Source organism: Bacillus sp. FJAT-49711, from assembly GCF_018343715.1.
GTDB lineage: Bacteria > Bacillota > Bacilli > Bacillales > Bacillaceae_C > Lederbergia.
On record NZ_JAGYPL010000002.1, the window covers coordinates 1361684 to 1381586 of the forward strand.

Below are 19903 nucleotides of genomic sequence, written 5' to 3' on the forward strand. Positions count from 1 at the left end.
TCTCTTTTGATAAGTCAGGTTAAATAACTAACAAATAAGCATGGTAAATTCGTAAAGGAATTTGCCATGCTTTTTATATTTATGCTTTGTTATTATTAATTGTTGAATTTCGTGTAAGTTTAAGAGTTCATATAAGCGGAGAAATTCCGGCTAATGTATATAAGCTGGGATTAAGTAGCAAAGATAAGCGGAGTTTTTCCGATTAACTGCTCTTAATAAGACCAAATTCAAGGAAATGGATAATATAAACGGAAAAACTTCCCTTATTATTAAGAAAATATGGGTATTTTCTAATATAACCGGAAATTTTCCGTTTATTTTCAACATCTCAAAAGAGAACCCGTTATTCACCAAAGGAAGAGCTTTTTAATGTAAAAATAAACCGAAGGGTAGAGATTACGTTTAAAGAAGTGATAGAATAATAAAATGAGTGTAAGCTTTTCATTATGCATCGGGAGTGATTGAGTTGGCAAAAGTCGTAACAGAAGACATCATAAAGCAATTTGACTTAGAATTGATTAGTGGAGAGGAAGGCATCCATAAACCAATCACCACTAGTGATATTTCACGCCCAGCCTTAGAACTAGCTGGTTTTTTCAATTATTATCCTGCTGAGCGTGTTCAACTTCTTGGAAGAACGGAAATCGTTTTTAGTGAAGGGCTTCCACAGCATGTAAGAAAAGAACGTATGGAGATACTTTGCAGCGATACTACTCCAGCTATTGTCGTATCACGCGGCCTTGAAATTCCTAGTGAATTAATCGAAGCAGCTGAACGAAATAGCGTACCTCTTATGCGGACAAAAATGAAAACAACACGTTTTTCAAGTAAATTAACGAATTATTTGGATGGGAAATTAGCTCCTACGACAGCTGTCCACGGGGTTCTAGTCGATATTTACGGGATAGGAGTTTTAATAACTGGACAAAGTGGTGTTGGAAAAAGCGAAACCGCGCTTGCTCTTATTAAGCGTGGGCATCAGCTTGTAGCCGATGATTGTGTTGAAATTCGTCAAATCGAAGAAAATCTACTCGTTGGAACACCGCCTGATTTACTTGAACAACTTTTAGAAATTCGTGGTTTAGGCATTATCAATGTTATGACTTTATTTGGCGCAGGGGCTGTTCGACCAAGCAAAAAGATTTCACTTACGGTCCATTTAGAATCATGGGATGAAAATAGGCATTATGATCGTGTAGGTCTTGACGAAGAAACCATTAAAATCATTGACACTGAAATTACAAAACTAACTGTTCCTGTCAGACCAGGACGTAACTTAGCGGTTATTATTGAAGTTGCCGCAATGAATTTCCGTCTGAAAAGAATGGGTGTGAATGCTGCACAACAATTTACAGAGCGTCTTGCACAAGTGATAAAGGCCGGCGAAGACGGCATCGTATAAATCGATAAAAAAGGTTGTTTGCTTAAATTTCGTTGTTTTTGTTAAAAGCCCCAAAGCCGGCTTTTTCGCCTGTTTAGAGGGTTTAACGGTACTAATGAAGTTACAAGCTCTTTTCTCAGGCGGAATATACATTTTGAGAACAAAATCCATTTTTAAAAGTTAAAATTCATAGAATTAACAACATACTATGAGAAAAAAGGAGTTGACTATATGGGGATTGAACCGATTAATCCAATTGCAATTAAACTTGGACCCATTCCGGTTCATTGGTATGGGGTCATTATAGGGATTGGGATTGCCGTTGCCTTATTTTTAGTTATCCGTGAAAGTGAAAAACGAGGCCTTCATAAAGATACTTTTCCGGATCTATTAATATGGGCGATTCCCATTGCAATTATTTCAGCAAGGATTTACTATGTGATTTTTGAATGGCAGCATTATTCACAACATCCAGAGCAAATCATTCAAATATGGGAAGGCGGAATCGCGATTCATGGTGCGTTGATTGGTTCCGTATTAACAACGATTGTTTTTGCGAAAAGAAAAGGTTTATCTTTCTGGAAATTAGCTGATATTGCCGCGCCAAGTATTATCATTGGACAGGCGATTGGACGCTGGGGTAATTTTATCAATCAAGAGGCACATGGTGATGTCGTATCTAGAACTTTTCTAGAAAATTTACATCTCCCTCAATTTATTATTGATCAAATGTACATAAATGGTGAGTATTATCATCCAACCTTTCTATATGAGTCTGTTTGGGACTTCCTTGGCTTCGTTCTCTTAATCCTATTGAGAAAAGTAAACCTTCGTAGAGGCGAAATGTTCTTAACGTATATTATTTGGTATTCGATCGGTCGATTTTTTATCGAGGGACTACGGACCGACAGTTTGATGCTGACAAGCGGTTTAAGAATGGCACAAGTACTTTCTCTCACATTAATCATTGGCTCTATAATCATATGGATTTATCGCCTGAAGAAGGGTCTTGCCGATAAGAGGTATTTAGAAGAAGGATAAGGGGAATACATCATGTGGAAGTCTTCGATAAAAACTGGCGGCTTAACAGGGCTAAAAACAACTTGGACTTTAGGGAAAGTTATTTTTCCGATTACCTTGATTGTAGTTGTCCTTCAGCATACACCAGTTTTGCCGTGGTTAATAAAATTGATCGAGCCTTTAATGGGGGTTCTTGGTTTATCAGGAGATGCTGCCATTCCACTCGTATTAGGAAATTTTTTGAACTTATATGCTGGAATCGCAGGGATTTTATCGCTCGATTTAACAGTGAAGGAAGTTTTTATTATTGCCGTTATGATGTCATTTTCCCATAATCTTCTTATTGAGTCAGCAGTTGCTGCGAAGGTAGGAGTAAAATTGTGGATTATGATTGTCGTTCGATTAGGTTTGGCAATATTCTCCGCCATTTTGATTCATTTAGTATGGAGCGGTGGCCAAGATATAGCCCAGTATGGAATCATGCATGTTCAGGAAGAACAAGTGACTGGGATTTGGTCGATTGCGTTACTCGCACTATCAAAGGCTTTTTATGGAGTCATTCAGCTTGCTATCATTGTCATTCCGCTTATGATCGGAATCCAGTTTTTAAAGGATTACAAATGGCTAACTGTGTTTTCAAAGTGGATGGCTCCTGTTACAAGGTTATTAGGAATGAAAGAAAATACATCAACGACGATGGCAGCAGGTTTAATTTTTGGTCTAGCATATGGAGCAGGCGTAATGATCCAAGCCGTAAAAGAAGATGGAGTAAGCAAAAAAGATGCTACATTAGCATTTATTTTTCTAGTCGGATGCCATGCCGTTATAGAGGATACGTTGATTTTTCTTCCCCTCGGTATTCCTGTTCTGCCACTCCTCATTATTCGCTTAGTAACTGCGGTGATCTTGACATTAATTGTGGCGGCTGTCTGGAAGCGTCTTGATGTGAAGCATGAAAGGGGAATTGCCTAATGGATAAAAAAATAACTACATTATTATTCGACTTAGATGGTACGTTAATTGATACGAATGAACTCATTATTACTTCGTACTTACATACTCTGGAGCAATATTATCCTGGTCGTTTTGGCCGGAATGACGTTTTGCCTTTTATGGGACCGACATTGGAAGATGTATTTATGGGAATCAATCCCGAAAAGGCAGATGAAATGATTAAGGTTTATCGGTCATTTAATATAGAGCAGCATGATCTTTTAGTAAAAGAGTTTAATGGGGTATTCGAGACAATACGAACCCTTCATGAAAATGGATATAAGCTGGCAATTGTGTCCACGAAGGTTCGCGATGTCGTGTTGAAAGGGCTCGTGCTAACAAATCTCGATCAGTTTTTTGATGTTGTGATTTCCCTCGATGAAGTGGTTCATGCTAAACCTGATCCCGAGCCTTTGGAAAAAGCGTTGCAAATATTAGGTTCTACTCCGGACGAAGCCATTATGATTGGCGATAATCATCACGATATTTTAGGCGGGAAAAATGCCGGAACTTATACGTGTGGAGTTTCTTGGTCACTAAAAGGGAGAGAATATTTAGAGCAATTTGAGCCTGATTTTATACTTGATCAAATGGCCGAATTATTGGAAATCGTCGGAGTCGGAGCAAAATGAGGAGGACCGAGCGTTTTCCGGTTTCAGGAGCAAATTCTCTTTGGCACGTATATAAAACAGTGCCGTTCTGGAAGGTCGTTCGCAACTTTATCGTCATACAACTGGCAAGATATACTCCATTTCTTGGCATGAAGAATTGGCTGTATCGGACTTTTTTACGAATGAAAATTGGTGAGCACACATCGTTTGCTTTAATGGTTATGTTGGATGTCATGTTTCCGGAAAAAATTTCCGTAGGAAAAAATACTGTAATAGGCTATAACACAACGATCCTAGCTCATGAATATTTAATAAAGGAATATCGTTTGGGTAATGTGGAAATTGGCGATGAAGTGATGATTGGCGCCAATTCAACCATTTTGCCTGGAATAAAAATCGGCGATCAGGCAATCGTTTCAGCAGGGACGCTTGTCCATAAAGATGTACCAGCTGGGTCATTCGTCGGTGGCAATCCAATGACAATTATTTATACAAAAGAAGAACTCATTGAAAGATGGAAAGACGATTCTATATATGGAGTTAAGAAAAAAGAAACCTGATGCCTCTACTGCAGCATCAGGTTTCTTCATGATTCGACGCTTTTCAGCCGAATTGAAAAATGTCTAATTTCTAGAATTCTCCTGTAACGACGTCACTTCAAACAATTCCACTAGTATGATATACTACAAAAAGCGACATAGGAATTAAGCAACGGAGGATCTAGATGAAAGACTCAAAGGCACAATTCAAGAGGGCCAAAATATTCCCTTTCATTCCGACTGGAGAATATTATTTTAATAAAGGTGTAAAAGCGTATGACCGTTTTGATATAAATAAAGCAAAAAAATATTTAAAAAGAGCGTTGGAACTAGAACCGGATGAGGCGATGATTGCATGTCAGCTTGCAATTGTTCATACTGAAGCAGGTGAATATACAGATTCTAATAAACTATTATTTATGATTCTTAGTGATTTAGATGATAAAATGTCAGAATGCCATTATTTTATTGCCAATAATTTTGCGCATTTAGGTATGTTTACCGATGCATATAAGCATGCTCAGCTGTATCTAGAACAAGACCAAATTGGTGAATTTTCGGTAGAGGCCGAAGAACTGATGCAACTTATTGGACTTGATGAAGATGAAAATTTTGATAGCTTAGTAGAGCAAGACGAGCTTATTGATAAATTGGAAACTTCTAGAGTTTTGCTGGAATCGGGAGATTTTAAAGAAGCTATAAGAATGTTAGAGGCAGCCGTTGAGGATTATCCTGAATTTTGGCCAGCTTATAACAATCTAGCTTTAGCGTATTTTTATGAAGGTGATTCAGGCAAAGCAGCAGGCATTTTAGAAAAGGTGCTGGAAAATAACCCTGGGAACTTACATGCACTTTGTAATTTAGCTGTTTTCCTTTATTATGAAAAGGAAACCGAGCAGTTATCGGAGCTATTGGCTGCATTGGATAAAGTGCAGCCAATGTTGTTTGAACATCGATACAAGCTGGGTGCGACTTTCGCTTTAACTGGAAAATATGAACAGGCTTATTTCTGGCTTCGTCAAATTCAAAAATATGGCTATGACGGTGACCCAGGATTTTATTATTGGCTCGCAAAAGCAGCTTATTTTACCGAAAATAAAAAAGTCGCCAACCAAGCTTGGCAAATTCTTTCTAAGATGAATCCTGAACAAAACCAAATCGAGCCTTGGAATGTTGAAAACCATCCAGATCCAAGAAATCTTAAAAATGATTCCGCGATTTTAAAAATGTTAAGAAGTGAGCTGTTTGAAGAAAGACTATATGGAATTTTTCTCATTTCTGTAACAGACCATATGCAGGATATTTTCTCGCATCCAGATTTCAAGCGACTGGAGGATTTTTCATACGCTGAGAGGATTTACTTAGCGCATATATTAAGAGATCGGCTAAATGCTCCTATACCTGAAGAGGATTACGTTGCACTTATTCACGAGGCCGCCGTAATATTATACGAGCGATTCAATGAAGCAGGTTTAAATACACATAATATACTATTACAGTGGTTTTCTTTCTTTATTCTTGGATTGGGAGAGAGTATTTCTATAGCTAACCCAGATGCGTTTGCAGCTGCGGCAGAGTATATTTACTTTAAACAGAGTCATAATAAAAAAACACAAAAGCAAGTAGCGGAGGAGTACGGAATTTCCGAGGCAACTTTACGCAAATATATTAAGATAGTGGAAAAGTATTGGGAATAAGCATATATTTGGACTTGAAGAAGATTGTTTATTACGATGAATGTAGGAAATTAGAAACAAAAATAAAGATTTTTTTCATTCATTAAAGGGGTGTTTACGACGATGTCGGAAAATAATATATATGATGTAATTATCATTGGAGCAGGTCCTGCCGGGATGACTGCAGCAGTCTATACATCACGTGCCAATTTATCAACATTAATGATTGAGCGCGGAGTTCCTGGTGGGCAAATGGCCAACACAGAAGATGTAGAAAACTATCCTGGTTTTGACAATATTCTTGGACCAGAGTTATCTACAAAAATGTTTGATCATGCAAAAAAATTCGGTGCTGAATATGCCTACGGTGATATTAAAGAAGTTGTAGATGGAAATCCATATAAAATTGTTAAAACAAGTACAAAGGAATATAAAGCCTTTGCTGTTATCATTACAACAGGTGCCGAATATCGAAAAATGGGTGTACAAGGTGAAAATGACTTGACCGGTCGCGGTGTTTCATATTGTGCAGTTTGTGATGGTGCTTTCTTTAAAGGAAGAGATCTTGTCGTAGTCGGAGGCGGGGATTCTGCGGTTGAAGAAGGCGTATATTTAACTAGATTTGCCAATAAAGTAACGATCGTTCATCGCCGTGATGAATTGCGAGCTCAAAAAATCTTGCAAGATCGTGCATTCGCCAACGAAAAAGTTGAATTTATTTGGAATCACACTGTTAAAGAAGTAAATGAAGAAAATGGAAAAGTAGGTTCCGTGACGCTCGTTTCAACAAAAGATGGAACGGAGCAAGAGTTTAAAACGGATGGAGTCTTTATCTATATTGGAATGGATCCTTTAACAGAACCATTTAAAAATTTAGGTATTACAAATGCTGCTGGCTATATTGATACAAATGAAAATATGGAAACCAATATACCAGGTATTTTCGCAGCAGGAGATGTGCGCGATAAACTTTTACGTCAAATTGTAACGGCTACAGGCGACGGGAGCATCGCTGCTCAAAGTGCTCAAATTTATATTGAAAATGTAAAAGAACATGTAGCAGTTCAAAAGTAAATAGTGGAAAAGATATACAAAGGGGACAAACAAATATCAAATAAAAAAAGTAATCACTACTTAATAAAACTGTAACAGTAGTGAAATGATTTTCGGGTACAGTAGAAGCATGAGATATTGACCCCCTTTTTATACAATATCCCTTTCTTGCAGCATAGGCCTAGCCTGTGCTATTTTTTTGTTTACAAAATCCTTTTACGTGTAGGTCAAGCACCTACCAACGAGCAAGCCTCATGTCCTTTCCACTACGATAAGAATGCCAGTCTTGTCTTGTCAATCGCCATACCTACTGGCTTAAATATCTGGATCGTTATCTTTATTTGACTAAGCTTGTCAGAGTCTGGAAAGATGCGGGACAGGGAGGCGTTGAGAAGCACGAGGGTGTGCCGGTACATGTGAAGGGCAGGTCTTTGCAGCCTAAGCCTGCCATAGGATGCTGTGTCCTATGCTTACTTCCCCTTCAAGCAACTTCCACTATTCCAACTTTGTCAGTTTCCTTTATCCTGAGTATTTGTTCAAAAGGGGAAAATGGAAAATCTACTAAAACAACCACTTTCTAATGTATTGGTCAATGAACTCGCTTCCTGCTGCTTGTATGTCGAGGGCCAAGCCCTACCGCTTTTGTTATAAAGAAGCACTATTATTTCGTAACTGTAAATAGTATAATAATATGAATGGAAACATCGTAAAAAATACGTTTCGTGAGAAAACAGGAGTTGGGAAACATGAATCCAGCAAGTGTAACGGATGAAATACAGTTAGTCATTATTACAGGTATGTCTGGAGCAGGAAAAACTGTTGCAATCCGCAGTTTTGAAGATTTAGGTTTCTTTTGTGTTGACAATTTACCGCCGGCGCTTATGCCAAAATTCCTAGAATTAATGAAGGAATCTGGCAATAAAATGAACAAGGTAGCTCTTGTAATGGATTTGCGGGGACGGGAATTTTTTGATACTTTGGTACGCATTATCGATGAATTATCGACTTATACATGGGTGACGCCACAAATTCTTTTTCTTGATGCGGATGATGCCACATTAGTAAGAAGATATAAAGAAACACGCCGATCTCATCCACTTGCGCCATCAGGATTGCCATTGGAAGGGATTGAACAGGAGCGGAATTTACTTAATGAATTAAAAGGCCGCGCCCAATCAATTTATAATACATCGACGATGAAGCCAATGGAGCTGCGTGAAAAGATATTAGTTGAGTTTTCAGCAAACAAACAAACTATTTTTACAGTCAATGTCATGTCTTTCGGATTTAAACATGGCATTCCTATAGATGCGGACCTTGTTTTTGATGTGCGGTTTTTGCCGAATCCCCATTATGTTGATCATATGCGTCCAAAAACAGGGCTTGAAGAAGAAGTATCAAGCTATGTTTTAAAGTGGAATGATACACAAAAATTTCTAGCAAAAACAACAGACTTATTAACATTTATGCTTCCACTCTATAAACGAGAAGGAAAAAGCCAGCTTGTTATTGCGATAGGATGTACAGGTGGACAGCATCGATCAGTAGCGTTAGCTGAATATATCGGCGAGTTTTATAAGAAGGATTATAAAATCCAAGTGATCCATCGTGATATACAAAAGAGAAAGGGATTAGCTAAATGAAGCAAAAATCAAAGCCGAAAATTGTTGTGATAGGCGGCGGTACTGGTTTGCCTGTCCTTTTAAGAGGATTAAAAAAAAGACCGGTTGATATTACAGCAATTGTTACAGTTGCCGATGATGGCGGAAGTTCAGGTAGAATTAGAAATGAGATGGAAATTCCCTCACCAGGTGATATCAGGAATGTTTTAGCCGCATTATCCGATGTTGAACCGCTTGTCGAAGAAATGTTTCAGCATCGATTTAATACAACAAACGAGCTCTCTGGACACTCGCTTGGCAACTTAATTATCGCTGCCTTAACTTCAATTACGGGAGATTTTGTGCATGCTGTACAAGAAATGAGCCGTGTACTTAACGTTCACGGTAAAGTTTTGCCTGCAGCCAATCAAAGCGTCGTATTGCATGCAGAAATGGAAGATGGCTCGATTGTAAGCGGCGAGTCAAAAATCCCTTTTTCCGGTAAAAAGATAAATCGTGTATTTTTAACACCAGAAATGATTAAGCCGCTACCTGAAACAATTAGATCAATCCGTGAAGCAGATTTGATTGTGATAGGGCCAGGAAGCCTTTATACTAGCATTCTTCCAAATTTATTAGTACCGGGTCTCGGTGAAGAAGTGTGCAATGCAAAAGCGAAAAAAGTGTATATTTGCAACTTAATGACTCAAGCAGGGGAAACTCTAGGATTTACCGCAAGCAACCATGTAGAAGCATTGTACAGTCACATGAAACGTTCATTTATAGATATCGTACTTGTGAACAACGAAGAAATTCCTAGAGATATCCAAAACCGTTATAAGGAAGAGCTTGCTCAGCCTGTCAAATTTGATGTGGATCGGTTAATTTCCCTCGGTGTTGAAGTTTTATATGATGAATTCATTAGTTTTGAAAATGGATATATTCGTCATAATACAGAAAAAGTGGCAAGCATGATCTATTCATTACTGGGCAGCGGTCCAGATCAAATTGCTCAAACATAGGTAATCAGTGCAGTAAAGGGGGTGAGAAGGGATGTCGTTTGCTTCAGAGACGAAGAAAGAGCTGACAAACCTTGATGTGAAAGATTGCTGTGCCAAGGCTGAACTTTCAGCACTCATTAAGATGAACGGGTCCATTTCTTTTTCAAACCGAATACTGATCGTCAATGTTCAGACTGAAAATGCAGCAATCGCAAGGCGGATATATACGTTGATAAAAAAGCTATACGAAGCAGACGTCGAATTGCTTGTCAGAAAAAAAATGCGGTTGAAAAAAAATAATGTATATATTGTACGATTAAAAAAAGATGCGGAGAAGATTCTGCGTGAATTGAAAATTCTTGGGGACGGACTTACTTTTATACATGACATTCAGAAAGAATTAGTGAGGAAGAAATGTTGTAAGAGATCGTATTTACGTGGAGCTTTCCTAGCAGGAGGTTCAGTCAATAACCCTGAAACGTCATCTTATCACCTTGAAATATCTTCACTTTATAAAGAACATAATGACTCGCTTTGTGAACTTATGAACGACTTTGGTCTAAATAGTAAGACACTGGAGAGAAAAAATGGCTTTATTACGTATTTAAAAGAAGCGGAGAAAATTACAGAATTTCTCAATGTGGTAGGGGCCCATAACGCGCTCCTTCGTTTTGAAGATGTGAGAATTGTAAGGGATATGCGCAACTCAGTGAATCGTCTTGTCAATTGCGAGACGGCCAATTTAAATAAAACAATTGGAGCGGCACTTAGACAGGTTGAAAATATTCGCTATATAGAAGAATCGGTTGGACTGGATATTTTACCCGATAAGCTTAGGGAAATAGCTGTGCTCCGTGTTGAACATCAAGATGTTACGTTAAAGGAATTAGGGGAAATGGTTTCTAGCGGCACCATTAGTAAATCAGGGATTAATCACCGTTTGAGAAAAATTGATGCTATTGCAGAAAACCTCCGTAAAGGAGTTCAAGGTGAATAAACGAAAAAAAGGAGAGATATAGTTGGCAGAAAAAGAAGTAGAAGTAAAACTAAATACAGGATTACAGGCGCGTTCTGCCGCACAATTTGTGCAAGAGGCTAGTCGGTTTACATCAGATATATTTATAGAGAAAGATGGCAGAAAAGTAAACGCAAAAAGTATAATGGGATTAATGAGTCTTGCAATTGGACCAGGTGCGACCGTTAAGCTTTACGCTGAAGGTAATGATGAAGATGAAGTGCTTGATACATTAATAGCATTTGTAGAGAGCGAAAGTTAAACATCATTCTAGGCGGCAAATGCAATCCGCAATTGCCGTCTAGTTGTTTTTTATTGGCTCGCTTTTGAATCTATCGACAAGCAATCGCACATCGCAGGTAGATGTGCAAGACACTTACGCTTTCTAAATCGAGGTGACATATATGTTAAAAAAGTTTTTCTCATACTATAAACCGCATAAACGTTTATTTATTATAGACTTTTCAAGTGCTGTAGTTGTAGCCATTCTTGAATTGGCCTTTCCGGTAGCAGTACAGTGGTTTATTGATAAGCTCTTGCCAGGTGGTGATTGGAATAAAATTGTTACTATCGGCATCCTTTTATTAATTGTCTATTTATTAAGTACCGTTTTGCAATATATCGTCAGTTATTTAGGTCATAAGCTGGGAATCAATATTGAGACGGATATGAGGGAACAATTATTTACTCATGTTCAACGTCAATCTTTTCGCTTTTTTGATAATACAAAAACAGGGCATATTATGAGCCGAATCACGAATGATTTATTTGATATCGGTGAACTTGCCCACCACGGTCCAGAAGACTTTTTTATTGCGATCATGACGTTTATCGGTGCATTTGTCATCATGTTCAATATAAATCCGGAACTTGCCATTATTGCGATTATTATGATTCCTTTTCTTGTTTGGCTTGTAACATATTGTAATGTAAAAATGAATAATGCATGGAAAAATATGTACAGTCGAATTGCCGATGTCAATGCAAGGGTGGAAGATAGTGTATCGGGTGTTCGTGTTGTCCAATCTTTTACAAATGAAGAGTTTGAAATTAACCGGTTTAAAAAGGATAACGGAAGTTTTCGTTTAGCAAAGCTTATCGCTTATAAAGTAATGGCTGGGACTCATTCTAGTATTTATATGATGACCCGGTTAGTTACTCTATTAGTTTTAGTTGTAGGTGCGTGGTTTAGTTTTAACGGAAAACTTACTTACGGGGAACTTGTCAGTTTCGTATTGTACGTGAATGTGCTGATTAAGCCAGTTGATAAAATTAGTGCTTTACTTGAATTGTATCCAAAAGGAATGGCTGGATTTAAAAGATTCCTTGAATTAATTGATCAAGATCCAGAGATTAAAGATCGCCCGAATGCTGAGAATGTAAAGGGATTGATGGGTGATATTCAATTTGATAACGTGCATTTCCATTACGATGACCATAAAGCGGTTCTGGAAGGAATCGATTTAAATATTCGCGCTGGAGAAACAGTTGCCTTTGTAGGGCCATCAGGTGCCGGGAAAACGACGATTTGTTCTTTAATTCCTCGTTTTTATGATGTCCAAGCAGGTTCTATTTCTATTGATGGCATTGATATTCGCGATATGACGAAACATTCCCTTCGCTCGCAGATTGGGATCGTCCAGCAAGACGTCTTCTTATTTACAGGAACAATCCGTGAAAACATCGCCTACGGTAAAAGAAGTGCGACTGAAGAGGATATTCGCGATGCTGCTCGTAAAGCTCATTTAGAAGATTTTATCGCTTCATTGCCTGATGGTTATGAAACGCAAATCGGAGAGCGTGGCTTGAAGCTTTCTGGTGGTCAAAAACAACGTCTTGCGATTGCAAGAATGTTTTTGAAAAATCCACCTATCTTGATTTTAGATGAGGCAACTTCTGCCCTTGATACAGAAACAGAAAAAATCATTCAACAAGCATTAAACGAACTTGCTGAAAATCGGACAACTCTAGTTATTGCCCACCGTCTAGCAACGATTCGTGATGCGGATCGGGTCATCGTTGTGACGGAGGATGGAATTGCCGAAGATGGAACATACACCGAATTAGTAAACCAAGGTGGGTTATTCGCAAGACTTCATAATATTCAGTTTCAGGAAGTGTAACTGATCGTTTGAAAGAAAAGAAGAGATTTCAGTCTCTTCTTTTTTTTGGAATTCTCGATCAAATCTACATACTAATATTATTGATCGAGAATTAGGGAGTAATTCCCGTTCAAATCAATTTATTATGGAAATAAAAAAACACCACAAGTGTGGAGTCCATTAGTTTTTCAATATATTCGTTATGTCCCAGTTATTCCTAATCTTCAACAAGTTTTTTTATTTCATTCACCCATTGAGCGTAACCCTTACCATTCAGATGGAGACCATCGTAAGTAAATTCTAGTTTTAACTTATTTTCTTTATTTGACATCAGCCTAAATAAATCAATATAAGTTACATTGGCATCAGCAGCTAACTTTTTCAACTTTGAGTTTAGTTCTAATACGTTTTTGCTCTTTACATTCTTTGGACGCAATTGACTGTTCATAGGTAATATACTTTGTACGAATATTTCTGTATTAGGTGAGTGTTCCATAAGTTCATTCAGGATAATGGAATAGTTATTTAAAATAGTATCAATCTCAACATGTTTTCTTAAATCATTAATACCAATCATTAAAAAAACTTTACTAGGTTTTATGCTGTAAACTTGTTTTAGCCTATTCAAAACACCGTCTGTCGTATCCCCAGAAATGCCTCTGTTTAAAATATTATTGGTGATAAAATACTCATTCCATTCACCATAATCCGTAAGGCTATCTCCTAAAAATACTACATGGTTTGATTTGGACTCTCCGGATTCAAAAATACTCATTTTACCTAAATAATAATTTGAATTACCTGCAACAGTCTTTGCAGAAGTGGTTTTAGCTTTAATATTAGATAAACCATTTTTATCGTATATAAATAACAATCCAAATATCACAACACAAGTATTAATTAGCAATGAAAACCACAAAAGATATTTTTTCGTTTTTATATCAATTTCCTCCTAATTATTTAATGCATGTTTATATTACTACATTTTTACAACCATTTATATAAAATTTAGGAATTTTTTTGCAATAAAAAAGCGCCCCTTTCTGTAAAGAAAGAAACGCTGGATTTTTATCGTTTAGTCTTATGTTATATATATTTCCACAAATACTTAAGCATAAATAATATGGCGCCCTCGGCAGGAATCGAACCCACATCTTAAGAACCGGAATCTCACGTGCTATCCGTTGCACCACGAGGGCATGTTTTTTGACCGTACGATAAAAAATTATAAGATAAATTACTACACATTGCAAGCAATTTATGTTTATTTTTGTAGTAAAGTGTCAATATAATAAGATATAAATTAAAGGTATAATATTTGACCTTTATTGACCATCAATGTATGATGGAAATACATAATGTAATAAAATATTGGCCTTATTAAAGGAGGAGAACATTTTGCATTTAATTCCAACTGTTATCGAGCAGACAAATCGTGGGGAACGTGCATACGATATTTATTCCCGACTATTGAAAGACCGTATTATCATGCTGGGGAGTGCAATTGATGATACAGTTGCCAACTCTATCGTAGCTCAATTATTATTCTTAGAAGCTGAGAATCCCGAAAAAGATATTTATCTTTACATTAATAGCCCAGGCGGAAGCATTACTGCTGGGATGGCGATCTATGATACAATGCAATTTATTAAAGCGGATGTACATACCATCTGTATCGGTATGGCAGCATCTATGGGTGCATTTTTACTTGCTGCTGGAACGAAGGGCAAACGCTTTGCTCTTCCAAATAGTGAAGTAATGATTCACCAGCCGCTTGGTGGAGCGCAGGGTCAGGCAACAGAAATTGAGATTGCCGCAAAACGAATTCTCCACATGCGTGAAAAGTTAAACAAGATTCTTTCTGACCGTACAGGACAGCCAATTGAGGTAATCTCACGCGATACAGACCGTGATAATTTCATGACTGCAGAACGTGCAAAAGAATACGGCTTAATCGACCATATTATTCAACGTAATGAGGATATGGGCAAAAAGTAAGAAATGGAGCAGGTGAAAAACAAAATCGTTTTTCACCTGTTTTTATTATGTAACGATTACCTGTTGAACATTCCAGACAGGAAAAAGGAACCATGATGATAGGTGGTTTTTTTGATTTATGAACATTATATTTAAATTAAGGGTTTACAATCATACTTATATTGGATATACTTACCACCGTAAGCAAAAAATTCTTAAGGAGGTCGGATAAAATGAAAACTTTATTATTAGCTAGTCAAGTGCAATTAAATATTTTTGTAAATTCGACCTACGGGGAATGGACTGTGTAAATTTTTACTATTACGATCATAAAATATCCATGCCGCAGGGAGGGTGATGCCCTGCGGCTTTTTATGCCCATTTTTAAGCCGCAGGATAAGTGTATTCTTGCGGTCTTTTTGTGTACCTAATCCGCAGGAGCCATGTCTTTTCTTGCGGTTTTTTTGCGTCATATTGGATATAAATGGTTTTAAAAGGAGGTGTGGATAATAATGACATTAAATATTATTTTTTTTACTATCACGATTAAAAGGCGTGATATTACAATTGAAGAAGCTCTTCATAATCAAAAAATCGAGAAAATGTATGATGAAATTAAAGATCGTCAAATTTCCATGTATCGCCCATACTAATTTTTTCTAAAAAAAGAATGAAAGGTGGTTTTTAATATGATTATTTTAATGCAGGGACGTTCATCAATTTACGGGGTTTATAAAGATAGTACCTAGGGGAATCCTTCTCGTTTAGAGAAGGATTTTCCATGTCCGGCTCCAGCGCCTTCGGCTTTTCCTATGTGCTATAATACAGTGAGAAATCTCCAAACTAAAGGAATGTGAACCAAATGAAAATTATCTTTTACACACGAAATCGTTGTCCTCTTTGCACTGATGCTAAATTGATCCTCCAACAACTTCAGAAAGTTCATCAATTTCAAATTATCGAAAGAGACATTGAAACAAACGATGAATGGACTGAAAAGTATGGTTTAATGATCCCTGTTGTTGAAATTAACGAGGAAATTGTACAATATGGAATGATCGATCCAATCACAATAGAGGAAAAAATAGATCATTTATAATTTGTATTATATTTAGTCGAGTGCTAAAATAAGAAATAGCTACTGAACCATTTTTTTTGCTGGTGATGGGACGCATTATGTCTTACTGGGACATATTTTGACCTGTTTTTTAAAAGGAGCCATGCTTATGCACTCATTCTTAAAAATTCAAACTCAAATCGTGCCCGATATGCTTTCTGTTATGCAGAAACGCTATCAAATTTTACGATCGATTCGTTTAACTGAGCCGGTTGGACGCAGAACATTAGCAGATATGCTTGGTTTGACTGAACGAGTGCTTCGCAGTGAAGCGGAATTTTTAAAAGCCCGCCAACTCATTACGATAAAAACGGCAGGGATGATGGTTACTCCTAAAGGTGCAAAATTGCTTCTAGAACTCGATGAAATGATGAGGGAAATAACCGGCATTAGTAAAATGGAACAGAGCTTAAAAAGTTTGCTTGGCATCAGCAATGTTGTGGTTGTTCCCGGCGATAGCGATGAAACGCCTTTAGTGAAAGAAGAGATTGGCAAAGCAGCTGCAGATAAATTAATTGGCTATCTTGGGAAGGACAATGTTATTGCTGTAACAGGCGGAACAACAATGGCTTGTACAGCTGAAATGCTCTCGGGTAATATGGGAGATGGAAGAAAACTTCTTTTCGTACCAGCTCGGGGTGGGATTGGTGAAGATGTGAAAAACCAAGCTAATGTCATTTGTGCGACGATGGCGGAAAAGACAGGCGGTACACATCGAGTTTTATACGTTCCAGATGAAGTTGGTCTTGAAGTGTATCAATCACTGCTGAAAGAACCAGCGATCATCGAAGTTTTAAACATGATTAAGTCAGCAAATATTGTTGTTCACGGGATTGGCGATGCCTTGACAATGGCTGGCAGGAGAAGGACAAATAAAGCGGCCATGAAAAAAATAATAGAAGAAAATGCAGTTGGTGAAGCATTTGGCTATTATTTTAATGAAAATGGGGAAATAGTACATAAAGTACCCACTATTGGCATGCAAATTTCTGACTTGCATGATAAGCCGATTGTACTTGCAGCAGCTGGAGGCAAATCGAAGGCAAAAGCAATTAAGGCCTATTTGAAAAGTGCACCAAAGACAACAGTTCTTATAACTGACGAAGGTGCAGCATTAGAGGTTTTAAAAGGGCATTCTTAGATAGCAAATGGTATGAAAATTGCCAGAAGCTTTCTTGATGGACCCATTTAAATATAAAATTATTGCATGAAATTAAAGGAGGATATTTATCATGACAGTAAAAGTTGGTATTAATGGTTTCGGAAGAATTGGAAGAAATGTATTCCGCGCAGCGCTCAATAATCCAGAAGTGGAAATCGTAGCAGTCAATGATTTGACAGATGCGAATATGCTTGCCCATTTATTACAGTACGACACAGTTCACGGAAAACTGGAAGAAAAAGTATCCGTTGATGGTGACACAATTGTTGTAGGCGAACATCGCATTAAAGTTTTGGCAGAGCGTGACCCTGCTCAACTTGGCTGGGGCGACCTTGGAGTTGATATCGTTGTTGAGTCGACTGGTCGTTTTACAGATCGCGATAATGCTGCAAAACATCTTGAAGCAGGAGCTAAAAAAGTTATTATTTCTGCACCTGCGAGCGGTGAAGATTTAACGATTGTTATGGGTGTTAATGAAGATAAATATGATGCTGCAAATCATCATGTGCTTTCAAATGCATCATGTACAACTAACTGTCTTGCTCCATTTGCAAAAGTTTTAAATGACAAATTTGGCATTGTACGCGGTATGATGACAACTGTACATGCATATACAAATGATCAACAAATTCTTGACTTGCCACATAAAGATTATCGTCGTGCACGTGCAGCGGCTGAAAATATCATCCCTACATCAACTGGTGCAGCTAAAGCTGTAGCGCTTGTACTTCCTGAATTAAAAGGAAAACTTAACGGTATGGCAATGCGTGTTCCTACACCAAACGTATCCGTTGTTGACCTAGTTGCTGAACTTGAAAAATCAGTAACAGCTGAAGAAGTAAACGCAGCTCTTAAAGAAGCAGCTGAAGGTGAATTGAAAGGTATCTTGGCATACACTGAAGAACCTCTTGTATCAACAGACTATAATGGTGATACTCATTCTTCTACAATTGATGCATTATCTACAATGGTAATGGAAGGCAATATGGTTAAGGTTCTTTCATGGTACGACAACGAAACTGGATATTCTAACCGTGTTGTTGACCTTGCAGCTTATATTGCAAAACAAGGATTGTAAGGATCACTCGAATAATTGGATAATTTGTAATGCGAGAATTATAATGAATAAAGGGGAGCGGGATCCAATCCCCTCTCTTTTTTCAAATTTAAGTCTAGCTACAGCGCCTATCGTCTAGCAATCTTCTGACCTTCTCCCTACGATAAGTCGACAACAATTCGCTTTCGGGCTTATTGTGTTTCCTTTACCTTAGTAGAAGGCAGAAAGAGAAACGTCGACGGACCCACATCCTGCGGGCGTACGTCGATTGGCAAGGCGCTTACGCTTTTCTGAAAAGAGGAGGCTTGCGCGATGGAGAAAAAGTCAATTAAAGATATTGATGTAAAAGGAAAACGAGTATTTTGTCGTGTAGATTTTAACGTTCCAATGAATGAAGGAAAAGTAACGGATGATACGCGTATAAAAGCGGCGTTGCCTACTATTCAATATTTATCGGAGCAAGGTGCTATCGTTATTTTGGCGAGTCATCTTGGAAGGCCGAAAGGTGAAGTGAAGGAAGAATTAAGGCTTACACCTGTTGCAGCACGTTTGAGCGAATTATTGAATAAAGAAGTGGCGAAAGCTGATGAAGCATTTGGAGAAAATGTAAAACAACAAATTTCCGAACTGCAGGATGGGGACATCATTTTATTGGAAAATGTTCGTTTCTATCCAGGCGAAGAAAAGAATGATCCAGAGCTTGCTAAATCGTTTGCTGAGTTGGCAGATGTGTACGTCAATGACGCTTTTGGTGCAGCACATCGCGCGCATGCTTCAACAGAAGGAATTGCTCAATTTCTTCCATCTGCAGCTGGATTTTTAATGGATAAAGAATTAGAAGTTCTCGGAAAAGCTCTTTCTAATCCAGAACGTCCATTTACTGCCATTATCGGTGGAGCGAAAGTTAAGGATAAAATTGGTGTTATCGACCATTTACTTGATAAAGTGGACAATCTTATTATTGGCGGTGGTCTTGCCTATACGTTTATTAAGTCACAGGGTCATGAAGTAGGAAAGTCTTTATTAGAAGAAGATAAAATTGATCTTGCTCGTTCTTTTATTGAAAAAGCTAAGGAAAAAGGCGTTAACTTTTACATGCCAGTCGATGTCGTCGTCGCGGATGATTTTTCAGTAAATGCAAACACGAAAGTCGTCTCTATTGAAGAAATCCCTGCTGATTGGGAAGCGTTGGATATTGGTCCGAAAACGAGGGAACTTTATACAAAAGTGATTCAAGAATCAAAGCTTGTCATCTGGAACGGACCAATGGGAGTATTCGAGTTGGAGCCATTTGCCAATGGAACAAAAGCTGTTGCACAAGCACTTGCTGAGGCGAAAGATACATACTCTGTCATTGGAGGCGGTGACTCAGCAGCTGCAGTAGAACAATTTGGACTTGCTGATCAAATGAGTCATATCTCTACAGGCGGCGGTGCTTCCCTAGAGTTTATGGAAGGCAAAGTATTGCCTGGTGTCGCTGCACTGGATGATAAATAAAGGCTTTTTGCAAAAGTTTGGTGTTTTTGTAAAAGCCTTATATCTAATTAGAACGTTAAGGAAAGTTTCGGCTCATTTCTCAGTTGGATTATTCAACCATC

19 protein-coding genes and 1 tRNA gene are annotated in these 19903 nt (G+C 37.9%); 18 read left to right on the forward strand and 2 right to left on the reverse strand.

Translation table 11 applies throughout. From position 1 onward, the window contains the following. The first annotated feature begins 466 nt into the window (after nucleotides 1-466). The 12 genes from hprK to KHA96_RS13885 all read left to right on the forward strand — a co-directional run bounded on the left by hprK (nucleotide 467) and on the right by KHA96_RS13885 (nucleotide 13013). Entirely contained in the window at nucleotides 467-1402 is a 936-nt protein-coding gene (gene hprK / locus KHA96_RS13830; RefSeq protein WP_213129839.1) for an HPr(Ser) kinase/phosphatase, read from the forward strand. Nucleotides 1403-1612: 210 nt separating this feature from the next. Then, nucleotides 1613-2422, forward strand: coding sequence for a prolipoprotein diacylglyceryl transferase (lgt, locus tag KHA96_RS13835; RefSeq protein ID WP_213129840.1), 810 nt, complete (start codon nucleotides 1613-1615; stop codon nucleotides 2420-2422). 12 nt (nucleotides 2423-2434) lie between these two features. Beyond that, nucleotides 2435-3373: a nucleoside recognition domain-containing protein gene (locus tag KHA96_RS13840; protein ID WP_213129841.1), complete on the forward strand. Its 939-nt coding sequence runs from the start codon at nucleotides 2435-2437 to the stop codon at nucleotides 3371-3373. Next, complete coding sequence (gene ppaX / locus KHA96_RS13845) at nucleotides 3373-4026, forward strand: pyrophosphatase PpaX (RefSeq protein WP_213129842.1); 654 nt, start codon at nucleotides 3373-3375, stop codon at nucleotides 4024-4026. Before KHA96_RS13840 ends, ppaX begins: the two co-directional genes overlap by 1 nt. Then, nucleotides 4023-4565, forward strand: a complete 543-nt coding sequence (locus KHA96_RS13850) for an acyltransferase (protein WP_213129843.1) — start codon at nucleotides 4023-4025, stop codon at nucleotides 4563-4565. Before ppaX ends, KHA96_RS13850 begins: the two co-directional genes overlap by 4 nt. 164 nt (nucleotides 4566-4729) lie before the next feature. Beyond that, nucleotides 4730-6241, forward strand: coding sequence for a tetratricopeptide repeat protein (locus KHA96_RS13855; protein ID WP_213129844.1), 1512 nt, complete (start codon nucleotides 4730-4732; stop codon nucleotides 6239-6241). Between the two features lie 90 nt (nucleotides 6242-6331). After that, entirely contained in the window at nucleotides 6332-7294 is a 963-nt protein-coding gene (gene trxB / locus KHA96_RS13860; RefSeq protein ID WP_349305752.1) for a thioredoxin-disulfide reductase, read from the forward strand. Nucleotides 7295-8019: 725 nt separating this feature from the next. After that, nucleotides 8020-8916 (forward strand): RNase adapter RapZ, encoded by an 897-nt coding sequence (gene rapZ, locus KHA96_RS13865; RefSeq protein WP_213129846.1) that lies wholly within the window; start codon nucleotides 8020-8022, stop codon nucleotides 8914-8916. Continuing rightward, nucleotides 8913-9896, forward strand: coding sequence for a gluconeogenesis factor YvcK family protein (locus KHA96_RS13870; protein ID WP_213129847.1), 984 nt, complete (start codon nucleotides 8913-8915; stop codon nucleotides 9894-9896). The genes rapZ and KHA96_RS13870 overlap by 4 nt, the downstream gene beginning before the upstream one ends. 31 nt (nucleotides 9897-9927) lie before the next feature. Beyond that, the gene (gene whiA, locus KHA96_RS13875) at nucleotides 9928-10872 is read left to right on the forward strand and encodes a DNA-binding protein WhiA (RefSeq protein WP_213129848.1); all 945 of its coding nucleotides are present in this window, start codon (nucleotides 9928-9930) and stop codon (nucleotides 10870-10872) included. A 22-nt stretch (nucleotides 10873-10894) separates the two neighbouring features. Then, on the forward strand, nucleotides 10895-11152 hold the full coding sequence (locus KHA96_RS13880; protein WP_213129849.1) for an HPr family phosphocarrier protein: 258 nt from the start codon (nucleotides 10895-10897) through the stop codon (nucleotides 11150-11152). 142 nt (nucleotides 11153-11294) lie between these two features. Next, on the forward strand, nucleotides 11295-13013 hold the full coding sequence (locus KHA96_RS13885) for an ABC transporter ATP-binding protein (protein WP_213129850.1): 1719 nt from the start codon (nucleotides 11295-11297) through the stop codon (nucleotides 13011-13013). 196 nt (nucleotides 13014-13209) lie between these two features. Here KHA96_RS13885 and KHA96_RS13890 read toward each other — a convergent pair whose 3' ends face one another. Together KHA96_RS13890 and KHA96_RS13895 are read right to left on the reverse strand one after the other, a co-directional pair. Beyond that, complete coding sequence (locus KHA96_RS13890) at nucleotides 13210-13911, reverse strand: GDSL-type esterase/lipase family protein (protein ID WP_213129851.1); 702 nt, start codon at nucleotides 13909-13911, stop codon at nucleotides 13210-13212. A 205-nt stretch (nucleotides 13912-14116) separates the two neighbouring features. Beyond that, a tRNA-Arg gene (locus KHA96_RS13895) sits at nucleotides 14117-14191 on the reverse strand. Between the two features lie 199 nt (nucleotides 14192-14390). Here KHA96_RS13895 and clpP point away from each other — a divergent pair. The 6 genes from clpP (at nucleotide 14391) to KHA96_RS13925 (ending at nucleotide 19802) form a co-directional block, all read left to right on the forward strand. Then, complete coding sequence (gene clpP, locus KHA96_RS13900; protein ID WP_213129852.1) at nucleotides 14391-14990, forward strand: ATP-dependent Clp endopeptidase proteolytic subunit ClpP; 600 nt, start codon at nucleotides 14391-14393, stop codon at nucleotides 14988-14990. A gap of 491 nt (nucleotides 14991-15481) precedes the next feature. Continuing rightward, nucleotides 15482-15622 carry a YrzI family small protein gene (locus tag KHA96_RS13905; protein WP_213129853.1) on the forward strand — a complete coding sequence of 47 codons (141 nt, stop codon included), beginning with the start codon at nucleotides 15482-15484 and terminating at the stop codon, nucleotides 15620-15622. Nucleotides 15623-15831: 209 nt separating this feature from the next. Continuing rightward, nucleotides 15832-16068: a glutaredoxin family protein gene (locus KHA96_RS13910; protein WP_213129854.1), complete on the forward strand. Its 237-nt coding sequence runs from the start codon at nucleotides 15832-15834 to the stop codon at nucleotides 16066-16068. Nucleotides 16069-16195: 127 nt separating this feature from the next. After that, nucleotides 16196-17227, forward strand: a complete 1032-nt coding sequence (locus KHA96_RS13915) for a sugar-binding transcriptional regulator (RefSeq protein WP_213129855.1) — start codon at nucleotides 16196-16198, stop codon at nucleotides 17225-17227. A gap of 91 nt (nucleotides 17228-17318) precedes the next feature. Then, nucleotides 17319-18326: a type I glyceraldehyde-3-phosphate dehydrogenase gene (gap, locus tag KHA96_RS13920; protein ID WP_213129856.1), complete on the forward strand. Its 1008-nt coding sequence runs from the start codon at nucleotides 17319-17321 to the stop codon at nucleotides 18324-18326. 291 nt (nucleotides 18327-18617) lie between these two features. Further along, nucleotides 18618-19802, forward strand: coding sequence for a phosphoglycerate kinase (locus KHA96_RS13925; protein ID WP_213129857.1), 1185 nt, complete (start codon nucleotides 18618-18620; stop codon nucleotides 19800-19802). The last annotated feature ends 101 nt before the right edge of the window (nucleotides 19803-19903 follow it).

Coding starts and splice junctions, on each gene's coding strand:
- KHA96_RS13915 (WP_213129855.1), top strand. CDS start 16,196: ATGCACTCATTCTTAAAAATTCAAACTCAAATCGTGCCCGATATGCTT.
- whiA (WP_213129848.1), top strand. CDS start 9,928: ATGTCGTTTGCTTCAGAGACGAAGAAAGAGCTGACAAACCTTGATGTG.
- KHA96_RS13855 (WP_213129844.1), top strand. CDS start 4,730: ATGAAAGACTCAAAGGCACAATTCAAGAGGGCCAAAATATTCCCTTTC.
- KHA96_RS13870 (WP_213129847.1), top strand. CDS start 8,913: ATGAAGCAAAAATCAAAGCCGAAAATTGTTGTGATAGGCGGCGGTACT.
- rapZ (WP_213129846.1), top strand. CDS start 8,020: ATGAATCCAGCAAGTGTAACGGATGAAATACAGTTAGTCATTATTACA.
- gap (WP_213129856.1), top strand. CDS start 17,319: ATGACAGTAAAAGTTGGTATTAATGGTTTCGGAAGAATTGGAAGAAAT.
- ppaX (WP_213129842.1), top strand. CDS start 3,373: ATGGATAAAAAAATAACTACATTATTATTCGACTTAGATGGTACGTTA.
- lgt (WP_213129840.1), top strand. CDS start 1,613: ATGGGGATTGAACCGATTAATCCAATTGCAATTAAACTTGGACCCATT.
- KHA96_RS13910 (WP_213129854.1), top strand. CDS start 15,832: ATGAAAATTATCTTTTACACACGAAATCGTTGTCCTCTTTGCACTGAT.
- KHA96_RS13905 (WP_213129853.1), top strand. CDS start 15,482: ATGACATTAAATATTATTTTTTTTACTATCACGATTAAAAGGCGTGAT.
- KHA96_RS13925 (WP_213129857.1), top strand. CDS start 18,618: ATGGAGAAAAAGTCAATTAAAGATATTGATGTAAAAGGAAAACGAGTA.
- KHA96_RS13840 (WP_213129841.1), top strand. CDS start 2,435: ATGTGGAAGTCTTCGATAAAAACTGGCGGCTTAACAGGGCTAAAAACA.
- KHA96_RS13885 (WP_213129850.1), top strand. CDS start 11,295: ATGTTAAAAAAGTTTTTCTCATACTATAAACCGCATAAACGTTTATTT.
- KHA96_RS13850 (WP_213129843.1), top strand. CDS start 4,023: ATGAGGAGGACCGAGCGTTTTCCGGTTTCAGGAGCAAATTCTCTTTGG.